The organism is Mycobacterium sp. KBS0706 (assembly GCF_005938675.2).
Taxonomy (GTDB): Bacteria; Pseudomonadota; Alphaproteobacteria; order DSM-16000; family Inquilinaceae; genus Inquilinus.
The window spans coordinates 12768-30710 of sequence record NZ_VCCH02000075.1; the positions used below are offsets into that span (position 1 = coordinate 12768).

The 17943-nt window shown below is 69.8% G+C and carries 12 protein-coding genes; 9 read left to right on the plus strand and 3 right to left on the minus strand.

Annotated features, from left to right (window positions below):
• Positions 1 to 31 precede the first annotated feature (31 nt).
• The 4 genes from FFK22_RS30490 (at position 32) to FFK22_RS30505 (ending at position 11771) form a co-directional block, all read left to right on the plus strand.
• Entirely contained in the window at positions 32 to 2323 is a 2292-nt protein-coding gene (locus FFK22_RS30490) for a FecR domain-containing protein (RefSeq protein WP_138888093.1), read from the plus strand.
• Positions 2324 to 2364: 41 nt separating this feature from the next.
• Positions 2365 to 7248 (plus strand): PKD domain-containing protein, encoded by a 4884-nt coding sequence (locus tag FFK22_RS30495; RefSeq protein WP_186002737.1) that lies wholly within the window; start codon positions 2365 to 2367, stop codon positions 7246 to 7248.
• Between the two features lie 18 nt (positions 7249 to 7266).
• On the plus strand, positions 7267 to 9057 hold the full coding sequence (locus FFK22_RS30500) for an adenylate/guanylate cyclase domain-containing protein (protein WP_138888095.1): 1791 nt from the start codon (positions 7267 to 7269) through the stop codon (positions 9055 to 9057).
• A 332-nt stretch (positions 9058 to 9389) separates the two neighbouring features.
• Positions 9390 to 11771 carry a glucose/quinate/shikimate family membrane-bound PQQ-dependent dehydrogenase gene (locus FFK22_RS30505; RefSeq protein ID WP_138888096.1) on the plus strand — a complete coding sequence of 794 codons (2382 nt, stop codon included), beginning with the start codon at positions 9390 to 9392 and terminating at the stop codon, positions 11769 to 11771.
• 16 nt (positions 11772 to 11787) lie between these two features.
• Here the strand turns inward: FFK22_RS30505 and FFK22_RS30510 are convergent, their stop codons facing one another.
• Positions 11788 to 12192 carry a VOC family protein gene (locus tag FFK22_RS30510; RefSeq protein ID WP_138888097.1) on the minus strand — a complete coding sequence of 135 codons (405 nt, stop codon included), beginning with the start codon at positions 12190 to 12192 and terminating at the stop codon, positions 11788 to 11790.
• 38 nt (positions 12193 to 12230) lie between these two features.
• A complete protein-coding gene (locus FFK22_RS30515; RefSeq protein WP_138888098.1) occupies positions 12231 to 12566 on the minus strand; it encodes a cupin domain-containing protein in 336 nt (111 codons plus the stop codon).
• Positions 12567 to 12692: 126 nt separating this feature from the next.
• Between FFK22_RS30515 and FFK22_RS30520 the strand changes: the two genes are divergently transcribed.
• The 5 genes from FFK22_RS30520 (at position 12693) to FFK22_RS30540 (ending at position 16683) form a co-directional block, all read left to right on the plus strand.
• On the plus strand, positions 12693 to 13232 hold the full coding sequence (locus FFK22_RS30520; RefSeq protein ID WP_138888099.1) for a MarR family winged helix-turn-helix transcriptional regulator: 540 nt from the start codon (positions 12693 to 12695) through the stop codon (positions 13230 to 13232).
• Positions 13233 to 13399: 167 nt separating this feature from the next.
• On the plus strand, positions 13400 to 14896 hold the full coding sequence (gene ansP, locus FFK22_RS30525; protein ID WP_138888100.1) for an L-asparagine permease: 1497 nt from the start codon (positions 13400 to 13402) through the stop codon (positions 14894 to 14896).
• 162 nt (positions 14897 to 15058) lie between these two features.
• On the plus strand, positions 15059 to 15286 hold the full coding sequence (locus FFK22_RS30530) for a hypothetical protein (RefSeq protein ID WP_373683765.1): 228 nt from the start codon (positions 15059 to 15061) through the stop codon (positions 15284 to 15286).
• 78 nt (positions 15287 to 15364) lie between these two features.
• On the plus strand, positions 15365 to 15784 hold the full coding sequence (cueR, locus tag FFK22_RS30535) for a Cu(I)-responsive transcriptional regulator (RefSeq protein ID WP_138888101.1): 420 nt from the start codon (positions 15365 to 15367) through the stop codon (positions 15782 to 15784).
• Positions 15781 to 16683: a lipid kinase gene (locus FFK22_RS30540; protein WP_138888102.1), complete on the plus strand. Its 903-nt coding sequence runs from the start codon at positions 15781 to 15783 to the stop codon at positions 16681 to 16683. The genes cueR and FFK22_RS30540 overlap by 4 nt, the downstream gene beginning before the upstream one ends.
• On the opposite strand, the gene nhaA is transcribed toward FFK22_RS30540, so the two are convergent.
• On the minus strand, positions 16649 to 17869 hold the full coding sequence (nhaA, locus tag FFK22_RS30545) for a Na+/H+ antiporter NhaA (protein WP_138888103.1): 1221 nt from the start codon (positions 17867 to 17869) through the stop codon (positions 16649 to 16651). The two genes, FFK22_RS30540 and nhaA, sit on opposite strands and share 35 nt — an antisense overlap.
• Between the last annotated feature and the right edge of the window lie 74 nt (positions 17870 to 17943).

The following is a 17943-nucleotide window of genomic DNA, read 5'->3' on the forward strand; positions in this document are numbered from 1 at the left end:
AGCTGTCGACGGTCTGACACTGGTGGCTTTGGTGTTCGCGACGTCGCTTCCCGTCGTCCGGGCCGAGACCATCGAGGTCCGGCTCGAACCGGACCAGACCATCCGGCAGCTTTCCGAGCGATATCTGGGTGACCCCGATCTCTGGCCCGAGATTCTCAAGGCCAGCCAGCTGGCTTCGGTGGCGCAGCTCGCTCCGGGCCAGACGCTCCGGGTGCCGGTGGATCTCATCGCGGCCGCGGAACGGGCCCTGGCCCGCTGCGCCGACCAGATCAGGCTGGCCAACCTGGCCGGCGCGCAGCTGTTCGCGCCGGATGAGATCGGCCGCGCCATCGATCTCTATGACCGGGCGCTGGGCCGCCGCGTCGAACGCGCCTGGAGCGATGCCAAGGAGCTGGCGCTGGAATCCCACTCGGAAGCCGCGAAGGCCCTGGCCCTGTCGGAAGAGCGGCGCGACGAGGCGGCCGAGGCGCTGCTGAGCGACAAGCGCGGATCGGTCGAAGCCCAGAAGCCGAAGGACCTGGCCTGGAACGACGCCCAGCTGCGCGCCGTCCTGGTGGAGGAGGAGAAGGTCCGCACCCTGTCGGAATCGACCGCGCAGCTGACCTTCCGCGACGCCAGCAGGCTCCGGCTCAACGCCAATTCGAACGCCGTCATCCAGGAGATGCGCTACGACCCGCTGACCAAGCATGAGGAAGCGAAGGTCAGCCTGGTCGAAGGCGACTTCTATGCCCTGCTCGCCGGCGAGAGCGACCGCACGAGCTTCGCCGTCGACATCCCCGAAGCCAAGGCCCGCATCGAGTCCGGCGATTTCTGGGTCAGCAGCGGCGGCGCCGGTACCGGGGCCAAGTTCACCAATTACGACGATCGTCCCGTCTCGGTCGCGACCAGCGGCGAGACGGTCGTGCTCGGGCGGAACGAGGGGCTCGTCCTCTCCGCAAGAGGCAAGGCCGGCGAGAAGCACGACGTGCTCGACCCGCCCAACCTCTCCGCCCCTGCCAATGACGACATCGCCTACAACACGTCCGTCGATCTCGCCTGGGCCGGCCCGGAGGGCGCCGGAGGCTACTGGCTCGAGATCGGGGCCGACCAGTCGTTCGACACGATGCTCATCTCGGAATTCGGGCTTCAGAAGCCTGCCTATCGCGCCGAGCAACTGCCGCCCGGCGACTACTACTGGCGGGTCTCGGGCCTGGACGCCTTCGGCCTGCCGGGGGAGCGCAGCGCGCCCTGGCGCTTCACCGTGGCGATCGACAAGGTCGCGCCGTTCCTGAGGATCGATGCGCCGGAGGAAGGCGCGATCGAGCGTGACGCTGCACTCGATGTCCGGGGCGAGACGGAGCCGGGCGCCGCGGTCGCCGTGAACGGCCATCCGGTCGAGGTGACTGCCGCCGGGCGGTTTGCCGGGCCGGTGACGGCCGGTGAGGGCGACAACCGCGTCGAGATCGTGGCCACCGACCCCGCCGGCAACGTCACCCGGCTTTCGCGCCGGTTCAGCTTCATGCCGGACCGGTCCGAGGCGGTCGTCCTGGACGCGTCGGTTCCCCGGGATCCGGCCGGCCGGGTGCTGGCCGCCGGCGACACCGTTTCGCTCGCCGGCCGCACCAAGCCGGCCTCCCGCATCGACGTCGTCGCGGCCGACGGCACCCTCCGCGGATCGACGGCCAGCGATCCGGCCGGCCGCTTCGCCCTCAACATCGGGCTCGGCGCCGACGAGGAGGCGCTGTCGATCGTCGTGACCGCCCCCTCGGGCTTCCGCAGCGCCCAGAAGATCGAGATCGCGGTCGACCGCCAGCAGCCGACGATCACTCTTTCGGAGGAGTTGCCGCGCCTGACCGCATCTGAAACGCTGTTCGTCAAAGGCCAGGTCGCCAAGGCCGACGCGGCACTCCTGATCAACGGCAGCAAGGTGGGGCTGAAGGACGGAGGCTTCGATGAGATCGTCAGCCTGCGCGCCGGCGACAACCCGATCGAGCTGGTCGCCACCGACACGCTGGGCAACACCGACGTGGCCCGGTTCACGGTCACGCTCGACAAGGATCCGCCCCGGCTGGTGACGGCGAAGCTGACCCCCGAGTCCGGCGATGCCGGTTCCTATGCGGCGATCGAGATCCGCGCTTCCGACGCCTCGGGGCTGGCGGCGACCGCGCTGGCGACCGTGGGCTATGGATCGGCGACCGCGGATGCCGTGCTGCGGTTCAACCGGGAAGCGCAGGCCTATCAGGGATCGCTTCCTATCCCCCGCGGCGCGCTGAAATCGGCGGCGGTCCGGACGGTGGAGCTGACGGATGCGGCCGGCAATCGGCAGTCCTACCGCATCGATTGAACGGGACATCGTTTCTGGCAGGCACGATCGGGGCCATGGGCATGAAGGCAGGTCGGACGGGAGCAGCACTGGTTGTGGTTGCGGTGGCCTTGCTGGCGGGCGGATGGGCGGGCCCGGCGCAGGCCAATGAAAGACCGGCCCTCATCACCTACGGCCCGAAGGCAGCCACCCGGGAAGGCGACTTCTACCGCGAGCAGACGATCTATATCAGCGTGCCCGAGGACTCGACCGAGCGGCTCTGGATCAATGTGTTCGACCCCGGGATCAGCGCGGAATACGACCAGTCCGTGGGGCCGCCCGGGGCGAGCCGGACCCGCTATGCGGTATTCGGCGGCGCCGGCGCCTTCTTTCTCCCGCCGCTCGTCCCCGCCGTCCCGCCGCCGGAGCAGGCGGCTGCCGGCACGCTGATCGCGGAGAAGCTGTTCGGCGACGAGCCGGATGCGATCGGCCAATGGAAGACGGTGGCCGTCGTCGACCCGCGCCAGGGCGACGCCGTCGACGGGCGCCGGATCTTCCGCCTGCTGGTGCAGGGCGTGGCGGGGGCGGCCGGCAATGTCTACGACGTCGCGGTGAGCGCCCGCGAGGCGCGGTCCTTGAAGCCCGAAGGGCTGGAGATCTTCGCATATCGGCCGGTGGTCCGCGTCCCCGATCAAAAATCCTTCGCCGAGCTGCGGTTCCGCCCGCCGGCGGAGGCCGACCGGCTGGTCGTCCACAACTTCGATCTGGCCTTCGGCTCCCTCGACCTGACGACGGCTTTCACGTCGGTCCCGCTCAAGGCCTCCGGCCAGGACGAGTGGCGGGCCGACGAGATCCCCGTCCCGCCCGGCCTGGGCGGGGCGGAGGCGGCGCTCGAATTCGGCCGCGGCGTGGAGATGCCGAACGACGCTACCTTCATGATCGCCGACGGCGCCGGCAACCCCGTGCGGTTCGAGCTTCCGGTGAGGCTCTGGCCGGCCCTGGCCCGGCCGAAAGCCGCGATCGACCGGTCCGACCTGGCGGCCTGCGGGTCGATCTCCTTCGACGCCGGCCGGTCCGTGGACCCGAAGGGCGGGAACCTCGCCTACCGATGGGATTTCGGCGACGGCTCCGCCGCCGAAGGCCCGCTGGTCCGCCACGACTACAACGCGCCGGGCCGGTACAAGACCCGGCTGGAGATCCTCGGCTCGTCCGCCAGGATCGGCGACGGCGCCGCAACCGATGTCGAGGTCGACGTCCCGGTGCCCCCGGAAGCCAGCATCGGGGCCCCGCTCTCCGCCTCGGTCGGCGCCGATGTCGCGTTCGACGGCAGCGCATCGGTCGCGGGCCGGTTGCCGATCAGGCACCTGACCTGGCGCTTCAACGACGGCGCCACTCTGGAGGGCGCCCGGGTGGGCCGGCGGTTCGACAAGCCGGGCCGCTACCTCGCCAGCCTGACGGTCGATGACGGCTCCGGCCAGCCTTGCGGCGCCGACACCGCGGAGGCCTCGATCGTCGTCAACACGACACCGGTCGCGGTCCCGGGCCCCGCAAGGCGCGTCTCGGTGGCCGAGACCATCGCCTTCGACGGCCGCCAGTCCTTCGATGCCGATGGCCAGATCACAGCCTATGAATGGGATTTCGGCGACGGCACGCGGAGCACCGACGTCCAGCCGGCCCACGCCTATGGCCGGCCCGGCACCTACATTGTCCAGCTGACTGTCGCGGACGATGCCGGGCTGCCCAATTCGACGGCCTCGGCCACGACCACCATCGTCGTCAATGCCCCGCCGGTGTCGGTCGCCGGCGCCGACCAGTCGGCGGCCATCGGCGAGCCGCTGGTGTTCGACGGCTCCGCCTCCAGCGACCCGGACGGCCGTCTCCTGACCTGGGACTGGAATTTCGGCAACGGCGACACGGGAACCGGGCAGAAGACCACCTACGCCTTCAGCCGGCCCGGCACCTATCGGGTGCAGCTCACCGTCCGGGATGATTCCGGAACCAGCTCGGCGACCGGCGACAGCACGCTCAGCGTGCGGGTCAATGCGCCCCCCGTCGCGCTGGCCGGGCCCGATCAACTGGTCACCGCCAGCGCGGTCACCTTCGACGGCGCCGGCTCCTCCGATCCCGACGACGCGGTCGGTCAATATGTCTGGGATTTCGGCGACGGCAGCACCGGCACCGGCCCCAGGCCGACCCATGTCTACGAGGCCCCCGGCCGCTACCCGGTCCGCCTGACGGTGACCGATCGGTCGGGAACGAAATGGAACTCGGCGACCGACAGCATGACCGTGACGGTCAACGCCCGCCCTGTGGCCGACCCCGGGCCCGACCGGATCGTCGCGCCCGGAGAGAAGGTGGTGTTCGACGGCAGCCGCTCGCTCGACCAGGACGGCGACATTGTCGAGTACCGCTGGGACTTCCGCGACGGCAGCGAGGGCAAGGGCCGCATCACCTCGCACAGCTTCGCCCGGCCGGGGATCTACGGTGTGAGGCTGGCGGTGACCGACGACAGCGGCGATGCCGATGCCGTCGACTACAAGGAGGCCAGGATCACCATCAACGCCGCACCGGTCGCCGACCCGGGCGGCGACCTGATCGTCGCGCCGGGCGATCCGGTCCGGCTGAGCGCCGCCAGTTCCTATGATCCGGACGGCCGGATCGTGAGCTATCGCTGGGATTTCAGCGACGACAGCCCCCCCGTCTCCACCGCGCAGGTCGAGCGGAAGTTCGATGCGCCGGGGCTCTACACCGCCCGCCTCACCGTGGCCGATGACAGCGGCGCGTCCAACGGCTTCGATTCCCGCGAGATCAGCATCGCGGTCAATCACGCGCCGGTCGCGGATGCCGGCCGCGATGTGGTGACCGAAAGCCTGATCGTCTCCTTCGACGGCACTGCCTCGGTCGATCCGGACGGCGACCCCCTGACCTATCGCTGGGATTTCGGCGACGGGGCCTCGGCCACCGGCGCCAGGGTCCAGCACAGCTATGCGGCCGCCGGCACCTATCCGATCATCCTCGTCGTCGATGACGGCAAGGGGCTGCGGAACTCCGTCGACCAGGTCGCCAGGTCCCTGATCATCCACCAGCCGCCGGTGGCGGATGCCGGCGGCAATCGCGTGGTCTGCACCGGGGACGTGATCACCTTCGACGGATCGAAGTCCCTCGACCCCCAGGGCGGCGCGCTGCGCTACGAATGGGATTTCGGCGACGGCACGACCTCCGACATCGTCAACCCGACCAAGACCTACCGCAGCGGCGGCGTCTATCCGGTCACCCTTTCGGTGCGGGACAGCGCCAATCTCGCCAACAGCGTCGATGCCGACCGGGTGTCGATCAAGGTCGACCAGGGACCGTCGGCGGATGCCGGGCCGGACATCGAGGCCTGCGCCATGTCCCCGATCGATTTCGACGCCTCGCGCTCGTTCGATCCGAACGGCACGATCAAGCGCTACGACTGGGATTTCGGCGACGGCAAGTTCGCGATCGGCGAGAAGCCGAACCATGTCTATGAGCGTCCCGGCGACTACCGGGCGTTCCTGAAGATCGAAGGCCAGCGCGTCGGCCAATGCGATCCGCACTCGATCGACGAGATGGCGGTCAGGATCCTACAGGGACCCATCGTCAGGATCGACGCCCGCGCGGCCGCGCCGCTCGGCGAGGTCGCCTTCGACGGCTCCGGCTCGGATATGCCGGGCGGCAAGATCACCGGCTGGCACTGGGATTTCGGGGACGGTGGCACCGCCGAAGGCGCCACGGTCAGCCATGTCTTCACCGAATCCGGGCGGAAGAAGGTCACCCTGACCGTGACCAGCGATTCACCCTCGCCCACCTGCCAGCGCGTGGCCGCGACCCATGTCGTGACCATCAACGCCCCGCCGGTCGCGGTGATCGCGGCGCCGGACAGCGGCTCCCAGGGCGAGGATCTGCTGCTCGACGCCAGCCAGTCCCGTGACCCGGACGGGGCGATCGCCACCTACAGCTGGGACTTCGGCGACGGCGGGACGGCGACGGGCGTCCAGGTCAGCCACCGCTTCACGGCCGCGGGAACCACCAAGGTTCGCCTGACTGTCACCGACGAAGCCGGCGTCGAGAACTCCTCCGCGACGGTGGAAAAGGTGCTGGCCGTGCGCCCGCCGCCCGCCCCCGAGATCGCACTGCCGGCCGCCGCCTGCACCGGCGAGGACGTCGATCTGCTGGTCAAGGGATCGGCGGCGGTGAAGCCGATGGAGGATGGCTGGCGCGACGCGGGCGCCAAGGACGGGGCCCACGGCTTCGTCCGGCGCTTCGAGACCCCGGGCCGTTACGACGTGACCATCATCCCCGATGACGGCCGCGCCCTGGCCAGCAGCCGCCGGCCGCAGACCCGGATGCTCCACATCAACCGGCCGCCGGTGCCGATGCCCGGCCCGCAGCGGACCGTCTGCCCGATGACCGAGGTCGCCTTCGACGGCACGGCCTCATACGATTCCGATGGCCGCATCGTCCGATATCAGTGGGACTTCGGCGACGGCGGCAGCGCGGAGGGCCCGACCGCCACCCACATCTTCGACAAGCCCGGGACCTACGATGTGGGCCTGACCGTGACCGACGACACGGAGTCGAGCTGCGCGGCCGTCCGCCGGTCGGTGCAGGTCGTGGTCAATGCGCCGCCGATCGCCGATGCCGGGCCGGCTTTCGAGGCCTTCGTCGGCGGGGCGGCGGATGCGGTGCTGCTCGACGGCACGCGGTCCAGCGACCCCGACGGCGGCGCCCTGACGCATGTCTGGCGGATCGGCGACGGCACGACCGAGTCGGGCGAGCGCGTCCGCCACCTGTTCCGGCAGACCGGCGAGATCCCGGTGGAGCTCACCGTCACCGACACGTCGGGGCTGCCCTGCGGCGTGGCGACCGACCGCATCGTCGCCACGGTCCATCGGCGCGCTTCGGTGCTGGCGACCGAGACGCCCGCGGCGGGCTCTCAGAACTGACGGCGGCGCCGAGATGTCATGTCGCTGAGCCTCCGCCGCAAGCTCCTGTCGCTGAGCCTCCGCCGCAAGCTGCTGCTGTTTTCGGTGCTGATCGCGGCGTTTCCGCTCCTCTTCGCCGGACAGTCGCTGATCCGGATCGCCCGGGACGAGATGAAGAGCGCGGCCAATGAGCGGCTGGTCACCACCGTCCGCGAGGTGACAGGCCAGATCGACGACATCTATGAACGCGCCTGGCTGGCCCCCCTGCTGCTGATCCGCAGCGCCATCGACAGCGATAAGATCAGCGTCGGCGAGAAGGTCGCCATCCTCACCCATGGCATCGCCCAGCTGCCGGACATCGTCGCCCTGCAGATCACCCTCGACGGCGGCCGGCTGCCGTTGGTGATCTCGCAGAACCGGTTCAGCACGAGGCTTACCGAGGCAGGCATCCAGCCCCTGAACGTGCTGCGGGCAGCACCGGAGGTGATGCTGGCCGCGGCGGCGCCCGATGGCGAGATGGCCGCGTGGGTCACCGCCGTCGACTATGAACCGAAGACCGAATCCTGGCTCGCGACCGTCATCCTGCCGCTCGATACCCGGTTCAGCGGCGCGCGCGCCGTGCTCTCGGCCAAGATCGATCTCGGCCGGATCCGGGGCTTCATCGAGAGCCAGCCGTTCCGCCAGGTCGGCATGATCACCACGGTCGACGCGGAAGGGCGGAAGCTGTTCGATCCCGAGCTGGACGAGTCGGGCCGGGTCAAGCAGCTGGGCCGGCGCGACATCATCAGCGAAGCGCTGGCCGCGCGCGACGGCAACCGCTCCCGCGCGATCAGCGTCGAAACCTATCTGCGGCCGGACGGCACCCCGATGCTGGGAACCTTCGCCTTCACGCGAAGCTTCGACTGGGCCGTCGTCGTCGAGCAGAAGGAGGCGGACGCCTACTACGCCGCCGATGTCATGATCGAGAGCCTGGTCTTCTGGCTGATCGGCGGGCTGGCCGTCGCGGTCCTGGGCGCGGCGGTGTTCGCCCACCGCATCAGCCGCCCGATCCTGGCGATCGGTGAGGCCGCGACCGAGGTGGCCAAGGGCAACTACCGGGTCCAGGTCCGGACCGTGCATTCCAGAGACGAGATCGGCGATCTGGCCAAGCGCATCAACAACATGATCGTGCAGATCAACGAGCGCTTCGAGCTCGCCAAATTCGTGTCTCACGGCACGATGGACGCCATCCAGCATTCGGACGAAACTGGCGTTCACCTGGGCGGAAGCCGCTGCGAGGTTGCGATCCTATTCGCCGATATTCGCGGCTACACGGCGTTTGCGGAGAGCCGCGACCCGGAAACGGTGGTCGAGACGCTGAATTTCTATCTGGCGGCGCAGGCCGACCTGGTGGCCGGCCACAATGGCGACATCGACAAATTCGTCGGCGACCAGGTCATGGCCGTGTTCCAGGGGCCCGCCATGGCCGCGGACGCGCTGCGCTGCGCCGTGGCGATGCAGCGGCACATGGCCGAGGCCTCGGCGGCCAGCCCCGACCGGAACCTTGCGATCGGCATCGGCATCGACATGGGCGAGGTCGTCATGGGCGCGATCGGCGCGCGGGACCGGATGGACTTCACCGTGCTCGGCGACCACGTCAATGTTGCCGCGCGCCTGTGCTCGGCGGCGAAGCCGGGCCAGACGCTGGCGGCCGCGGCCGTGGTCGAGGCGGCGGCGTCGCGCGCCGATCTGCCGCTGATCTCCCACGCCCTCGACCCGATCATCCTCAAAGGCAAGAGCGCGCCGCTCGAGGTCTACGACATCCAGCCGGCGAGCCAGGCGGCGGCCTGACGCCGCGGAGAGCGGCTCTCCAGCCGCTCTGACGGCCTCCGACAGCCCTGCCCCCTCCTCTTGCGGGCTACCGGGTTCATACCATCCCCTCTTGAGGCCGACTCTCCTTGCCCTTCCTCGCCATGCCGGCGAGGGACGCGCGTTCTGAAAAGGTCTCGCAAGCGGGAGAGGTCCGACGCGGATCGATGCCGGCCGCCCGGGTGTTTGCCGCTCGACCGCACATCGCGATCGATGGACAATCGCGACAATGATGGCTGGGGGGCCGTTCTGGAGATGCATCCGGTCCATCGCCGATGGCCCGGCGACCGACAGATCAGAGCGGGGATCCAGAGATGCCGTTTGCTTCGAGATCGCGACCGATCCTGCTGGTGTCGGGATTGGTCTACGGCCTGATCGGCCTGGCGCTGGCGGCGGGCGGCGCCTGGCTCGCCGGTCTCGGCGGCTCGCTCTACTACCTCCTTGCCGGCCTGGGCATCCTGGCCACCGGCGCGCTGCTGGCGGCCCGGCGGCCGACGGCCCTGTGGGTCTTCGCCGCCGTCCTGATCGGAACGCTGGCCTGGGCGGTCGCCGAGATCGGCTTCGACTGGTGGCCGCTGGCGGCCCGCGGCGATGTCGTCTTCCTGCTGGGGCTGTGGCTGCTGACCCCGTGGGTCACGCGTGGCCTCGGCGATCCGGCCGGGACGCCCCGCGGGGCCATGACCCTGCCGCTGTGGGCCGGGATGGCCGCGAGCGTGGTGGTGCTGGCGATTGGCCTGCTGTCCACCTATCACCGGATCGACGGCACGATCGCCGCGTCCGGCGCACCGCCGCAGCCGCCGGCCGGCCAGCCCGACGAGGACTGGCGCAGCTATGGCCGGACCCAGTCCGGGCAGCGCTATTCGCCGCTGGCCGAGATCACCCCGGCCAATGTCAAGGAGCTGAAGGTCGCCTGGACCTTCCGCACCGGCGACCTGCCCGGCGAGAACGATCCCGGCGAAACCACCTTCGAGGTCACGCCGATCAAGGTGCGGGACACGCTCTACCTCTGCTCGCAGCACCAGCGCCTGTTCGCGCTGGACGCCAAGACCGGCACGCTGCGCTGGTCCTATGATCCGCAGCTGAAGTCCGATCCGACCTTCCAGCACCTGACCTGCCGGGGCGTCTCCTACCACGAGACCGCGGCCGGGGCAGTCGACACCACCGGGGCGCCGGCGCCGGCCGAGTGCCGGCATGCAATCTTCCTGCCGGTCAATGACGGCCGCATGATCAAGCTGGATGCCGACACCGGCGCCGCCTGCCAGAGCTTCGGCGACCACGGCACCCTGAAGCTGCAGGAGGGGATGGGCGTGCAGACGGCCGGCTTCTACGAGCCGACCTCGCCGCCGGTGGTCGGCGACAAGATCATCGTCATCGCCGGCGCCGTCATCGACAACTACTCGACCCAGGCGCCCTCGGGCGTCATCCGCGGCTTCGACATCCACACCGGCCGGCTGGTCTGGGCCTGGGACGCCGGGGCGGCCGACGAGAACGCCCTGCCCTCCGCCACGCACACCTACACCAACAACTCGCCGAATTCGTGGATGACCGCGTCCTACGACCCCAAGCTGGGCCTGGTCTATGTGCCGATGGGGGTGCAGACGCCGGATATCTGGGGCGGCAACCGCACCCCGGAATCGGAGCGCTATTCGAGTTCGCTGGTGGCGCTCGACATCAACACCGGCAAGCGCGTCTGGCATTACCAGACGGTGCATCATGACCTCTGGGACATGGACCCGCCGTCGCAGCCCAGCCTGGTCGACCTGGCCGGGCCGGACGGCGTGCGCCCGGCCGTGCTGCAGCCGGCCAAGACCGGCAACCTGTTCGTGCTGGACCGGCGGACCGGCGAGCTGATCGTGCCGGCGCCGGAGCGGCCGGTGCCGCAGGGCCCCGCCCCGGGCGACCGCCTGTCGCCGACCCAGCCCTTCTCCGAGCTGACCTTCCGCCCGGAGGCGCTGCTGACCGGGGCCGACATGTGGGGCGCCACGATCTTCGACCAGCTGGCCTGCCGCATCCTGTTCCACCAGATGCGCTACGAAGGCACGTTCACGCCGCCCTCGCTGCAGGGCACCCTGGTGTTCCCGGGCAATCTCGGCATGTTCGAATGGGGCGGCATCGCCGTCGACCCGGTCCGGCAGATCGCCATCGCCAACCCGATCGCCATCCCGTTCGTGTCCAAGCTGCTGCCGCGCGGCCCGGACAACCCGGCGGCGCCGAACGAGGCGCACCCCTCCGGCAGCGAGATCGGCGTCCAGCCGATGTACGGCACGCCCTATGGCGTCGTCCTGCACCCGTTCCTGTCGCCGGTCGGGCTGCCCTGCCTGCGCCCGCCCTGGGGCTACATGGCCGCGATCGACCTGAAGACGATGAAGATCGCCTGGATGCACAAGAACGGCACCATCCGCGACAGCGCGCCGCTGCCGATCCCGATCGAGATGGGCGTGCCGAGCCTGGGCGGGCCGATGACCACCGCCGGCGGCGTCGCCTTCCTGACCTCGACCTCGGACTACTACATCCGGGCCTATGACGTGACCAATGGCGACCAGCTGTGGCAGGACCGCCTGCCGGCGGGCGGGCAGTCGACGCCGATGACCTACGCCGTCGACGGCCGCCAGTACGTCGTCACCGCCGCCGGCGGGCACGGGTCCTTCGGCACCAGGATCGGCGACTACGTCATCGCCTACACCCTGGCGAAATAGGCGGCTTCCGGCCTGATCATCCCGCCGCGGCCATGTCCATCCACATCGGCTCGAAGACATGGCCGTCGGGGTCCTCGAAGGTGCGGCCGTACAGGAAGCCCAGGTCCTGGCGCTCGCGGATGTCGGCCCTGCCGCCGGCCGCCGCCGCGGCCTCGGTGATGGCGTCGACCTCCGCCCGGCTGTCGCGCGACAGGGCGATCAGCATGCCGATCGCCTCCCGCGGCTGCGCCAGCGGCCGCGGCGCGAAGGTCTGGAAGTAGGCCTGCGTCAGCAGCTGGAAGGTGATGGTGTCGGACCAGACCATCGAGGCGGCACGGTCGTCGCTGAACTGATCGTTCTTGCGGCAGCCGATCGCCTCGTAGAAGCGGATCGAGGCGGCGAGATCCGCCACCGGCAGGTTCACGAAGATCATCTTGGGCATTGCAGCTCTCCTTCTCGTCCCCCGAGGGACGGTTCACGTCACGCCGGCGCCTGCACGATCGTGTCGCTGGGATGGATGCCGATCAGCTCGAGCCGGCCGGTGCCGGTGTTCTCGAAGCGATGCGGCACATTGGCGGCGGCGACGACGATGTCGCCCGGATAGCCCTTCGTCGTCTCGCCGCCGACGGTGAACTCGGCCTCGCCCTGCCGGACGATCCAGGTCTCGGGATAGGGGTGCACATGCAGCGCCGATCCCTGGCCCGGCGCCGCATCGACCAGGAAGCACGACACCGCGCTGCCGAAGTCACGGCCCTCGAAGCGGACGGTCCGGCTCTGGCCCGGCTGCGGCTCCTGATGGCGACGAACCTGGAACATTCGAGATCCTCCCCGCGATGGATTTATCTTCTCGAGAAGATATATTTGCGAATTATCTTCTCGTCAAGATATCTTGGGAAGGCGCCGTGGAAGGCGTATGTGTCGCCTGCAGGTGCGGAGGAACGGATGACGGACGGAACCGACGGGACCGAGGACCATGTCGACCGGCTGCGCCGGCAATGGGCGCGGGAGCTGCCCGACCTCGACACCGAGCCGATGGCGGTGCTGGGGCGGGCCTACCGGCTGTCGAACCTGGTGCGCGGCGACATCGAGGCGACCTTCGCCGGCTTCGGCCTCGACCGCGGCGAGTTCGACGTGATCGGCACCCTGCGCCGGTCCGGACCGCCCTACCGGCTGACGCCGACCGAGCTGTACACCGCGCTGATGATGTCGTCGGGCGGCCTGACCCACCGGCTGGACCGGCTGGAGAAGGCGGGGCTGATCCGGCGCGAGAAGTCACCGCAGGACGGACGCAGCGTGCTGGTCGGCCTGACCGCAGACGGCGCGGCGCGGGCCGAAGCCGCCTTCCGCGCCGACATGGCCCAGGAAGCCGCCGTGCTGCAGGCGCTGGACCCGGAGGAGCGCGCGGCGCTGGCCGGCCTGCTGCGCAAGCTGATCACGCGGATCGAAGCTGATTCGAATATGAAGGTTTCGAGACAAAGTTGAGATTTCACCGCGAAGTCCGGCGGAAATCCCAGACTTCCGATGACCGCCGACAGCAATCTCAGCACTCGCGTTTGACAAGGACTTCCATCGCATCCTAGCGTCGCGCCCCCGCGGGTCGCCGCGGCGCAATCAAAAAAACAAGCCCAAGAACGAGAGCGGAAGACCAGATGACCAAGATCGCCTCGCCGGCCTTCAGGGCCGCCCGCGACCCCGCCACCGACAAGCGAGCCTGGCTCGAATCCCATGAGGAGGGCTATCACAAGGGCCTGAAATCCCGGCAGGTGCAGATGATCGCCATCGGCGGCGCCATCGGCACCGGGCTGTTCCTCGGCGCCGGCGGCCGGCTGCAGCTGGCCGGCCCGGCCCTGGCCCTGGTCTACCTGGTCTGCGGCTTCTTCTCGTTCCTGATCCTGCGCGCCCTGGGCGAGCTGGTGATGCACCGCCCGACCTCCGGCAGCTTCGTCTCCTATGCCCGCGAGTTCCTCGGCGAACAGGCGTCCTTCGTCGCCGGCTGGATGTTCTTCCTGAACTGGGCGATGACCGGCATCGTCGATATCACCGCCGTGGCCCTGTACATGAAGTACTGGCCGATGTTCGGCGACGTGCCGCAATGGCTGTTCGCGCTGGCGGCGCTGGGCGTCGTCACGGTGATGAACCTGGTCGGGGTCAAATGGTTCGGCGAGATGGAGTTCTGGTTCTCGCTGATCAAGGTGGCGGCGCTGGTGCTGTTCCTGGTGGTCGGCACCCTGATCCTCGGCAGCGGCATGGATGTCGCCGGCCACGCGTCGGGGCTGCAGCTGGTCTCCGACAATGGCGGCATCTTCCCGCACGGCATCCTGCCCGCCGTGGTCATCGTCCAGGGCGTGGTCTTCGCCTATGCCGGGATCGAGCTGATCGGCACCGCCGCCGGCGAGGCCGAGGATGCACGCAAGATCCTGCCGCGGGCGATCAACAGCGTGATCTGGCGCATCGCGCTGTTCTATGTCGGCTCGGTCGTCCTCCTGGTGCTGCTCTTGCCCTGGACCGCGTACCAGGCCGGCACCAGCCCCTTCGTCACCTTCTTCGGCGCGCTCGGCGTACCCGGCATCGGCACGATCATGAACATCGTGGTGCTGACCGCGGCGCTGTCCAGCCTGAACTCCGGCCTCTACTCCACCGGGCGGGTGCTGCGGTCGCTGGCGATGGGCGGGTCGGCGCCCGAATTCGTCGCCCGGATGAACGCCCGCAAGGTACCCTATGCCGGCATCCTGGTGACGGTCGCGATCTACGCCGTCGGCGTGGTGCTGAACTACATCGTGCCGTCGCAGGTGTTCGAGATCGTGCTGAACATCGCCTCGCTCGGCATCATCAGCACCTGGGCCTTCATCCTGGTCTGCCAGCTGATGCTGCGCCGGGCGATCCATCGGGGCGAGGCCGATCCCGTGTCCTTCCGCATGCCGGGAGCGCCGGTCAGCACCTGGATCACGCTCCTGTTCCTGCTGGGCGTGCTGGTGCTGATGGCGCTGGACTACCCGGTCGGATCGCTGACCGTGGCGGCGCTGCCGCTGATCGGCCTCGGCCTGCTGGTCGGCTGGGCGCTGGCCCGGAAGAAGGTGATGGCGCTGCGGCCCGACAGCCCGATGGCGGAGACCGAGCCGCTGGTGGCGACCGAGGGCCGGTCCTGACGCGGATTGCCCCGGCTGCATGACCGGGGGCCACCGTCAACCTGGCGCTGGAGCGGCCGACATCGCCGTCGCCCCGGACGGGCCGGCTTCGGCCGAGGCCGATCTCCGCATCGCCATGGGCGGCGCGCCGACCTGGCGCTGGAGGCGGCGGCGATCACGCTGATGCGATCGGACCCGCGGCTGGTGGCCGATGCGCTGGCGATCAGCCGGGCGACCGGGAACAAGGTGCGGCAGAATTCGTTCTGGGCCTTTGCGTACAATGTGGCCGGGCTGCCGCTGGCGGCGCCGGGCTTGCTCAATCCCGCGCTTGCCGGCGCGGCGATGGCGCTGAGCAGCATCAGCGTCGTCACCAACGCGCTGCTGCTGCGGCGCTGGCGGCCGCGGGCATAGGAAGCGGTGTCGGGGCGCATCGGGCGCTTGCGCAGCGGGCATCCGATGCGGTCCACTGGACCGGCGAGGGAGACGGCGATGAACATCGGCGAGGCGGCACGGCATTCGGGCCTGCCGGCGAAGACCATCCGGTATTATGAGGAGATCGGGCTGGTCCGGCCCGATCGGCGCGACAACAATTATCGGGACTACGGTGCCCATACGCTGGAGGTGCTGCGCTTCCTGCGCCGGTCGCGCGAGTTCGGCTTCACCATCGAGCAGTGCCGCGCCCTGCTGACGCTGTATGAGGACCCGACGCGCTGCTCGTCCGAGGTGAAGTCGCTGGCCTCGACCCGGATGGTCGAGATCGACGACAAGATCCGGGAGCTGGAGGCGCTGCGCGAGAGCCTGGGCAAGCTGGTGCACCAATGCCCCGGCGACCAAGACCCCGCCTGCCCGATCATCGACGAACTGGCCGGCGCGCCGCTGCGCCGCACGGCGCTCGCCGCGATGCGATGATCGCGCGCCGGGCGCTGTTCCTGGTCAATCCGAAGGCCAGCCGGGCCGAGACCGGCCTCGACGCCGTGATCCGCACCCTGATCGATGGCGGGGTCGAGCCGGTGCGGCCGCTGAACGACGATGTCGACACGCTGATCCGGCGCCACGCCGCCGCGGTCGAATGCGTCATCATCGGCGGCGGCGACGGCACGCTGAACCGGGCCGCGCCGGCGCTGATGGAGACCGGCCTGCCGCTCGGCATCCTGCCGCTCGGCACCGCCAACGACCTGGCGCGGACGCTGGAGCTGCCGGCCGACCCGGTGGCCGCGGCGCAGGTCATCGTCGACGGCCGGCTGCGCAGCATCGACCTGGGTGAGGTCAATGGCCGGCCCTTCTTCAACGTCGCCAGCCTGGGCATGAGCGTCGAGCTGGCGAAGTCGCTGGACGGCGACACCAAGAAGCGCTGGGGCCGCTTCGGCTACGCCCTGGCGGCGCTGCGGCTGGTGCGGCGGCTGGAGCGCTTCTCGGTCGAGATCCGCGGCGATGACGGCCAGGTGGTCCGGGCCAAGACCATCCAGGTCGCGGTCGGCAACGGGCGCTTCTACGGCGGCGGCATGACCATCGCCGAGGACGCGGCGCCGGACGACGGCAGGCTCGACGTCTATTCGATCGAGGTCGACCACTGGCTGTGGCTGGCGCTGATGTACCCGTCCTTCCGCGCCGGCCGGCACGGCCGCTGGGACGAGGTCAACGCCTTCCGCTGCCGGTCGGTCGAGATCCGCACCCGCCGGCCGCGCGACATCAACACCGACGGCGAGGTGACAACCCAGACCCCGGCCCGGTTCCGGGTGCTGCCCAAGGCGGTGCGGGTCTACACCCCGCCCTTCAGCCCTCCGAGCCCCCCGGCCGTGGCCGGCTGACCGCGAGCAGCCACAGGCTGCCCAGCGCCGCCGCGATCAGCGACCCGGCCAGCACGCCCATCTTGGTCGCGTCCTGCAGCGCCGGGTCCTCGAAGGCCAGCGAGCCGATGAACAGACTCATGGTGAAGCCGATGCCGGCCAGCACCGAGACGCCGCCGATCTGGGCCGTGGTCGCCCCCGCCGGCAGCGCCGCGAAGCCGAGCCGGATCGACGCCCAGGCGGCGACGCCGACGCCGAGCGACTTGCCGATCACGAGGCCGGCGGCGATGCCGAGCGGCACCGGCTCGAGGAAGCTCGACAGGCTGGCCCCGGCAAAGGAGACGCCGGCATTGGCGAAGCCGAAGATCGGCACCACCAGGAAGGCGACGACGTCGTGCAGCCCGTGCTCCAGCCGCAGCAGCGGCGGCTCGTCCTCGTCCTCCGCGGTGCGGTCGAGCGGCACCAGGAAGGCCAGCACCACCCCGGCCAGCGTGGCATGCAGGCCGGATTTCAGCACGAACAGCCAGACCACGGCGCCGACCACCAGATAGGGCCACAGCGCCTGCACCCTGAGCCAGTTGAACAGACACAGCAGGGCGACGCCGGCGACGGCCCAGGCCAGGAACGGCAGCGAGATGTCGCCGGTGTAGAACAGGGCGATGATCACCACCGCGGCGACGTCGTCGATGATCGCCAGCGCGGTCAGGAACACCTTCAGCGACACCGGCACCCGGCTGCCCAGCAGCGACAGCACACCGAGGGCGAAGGCGATGTCGGTGGCGGCCGGGATCGCCCAGCCGCGCAGCGCCACCGGGTCGCCGACATTGATCACGGCGTAGATCAGGGCCGGCAGCACCACGCCGCCGACCGCGGCGATGCCGGGCAGCATCAGCGTCTCGCGCGACGACAACTCGCCCTGCAGGATCTCGCGCTTGATCTCGAGACCGACCAGCAGGAAGAACACCGCCATCAGCCCGTCATTGACCCAGTGCAGCAGCGTCTTCTCGAGCGCCAGATTGCCGAAGCGCAACCCGATCGGCAGATGCAGCAGGTCGTCATAGGCGCCGGCCAGCGGCGAGTTGGCGACGATCAGCGCCAGCACCGCCACCGCCATCAGCACGATGCCGCCCGCAGCCTCGATCTCGAGGAAGGAGCGGATCGCCGAGATCGGCTTGCGGACCAGCCAGGTCTTCACGGTCTCGGGCATCGGCTCCTGTCCGGCGTCGTGTCGGGCATGCCAAGGTGGGCGATCCGCCGGGCCGGCTCAACCGGAATCGGGGT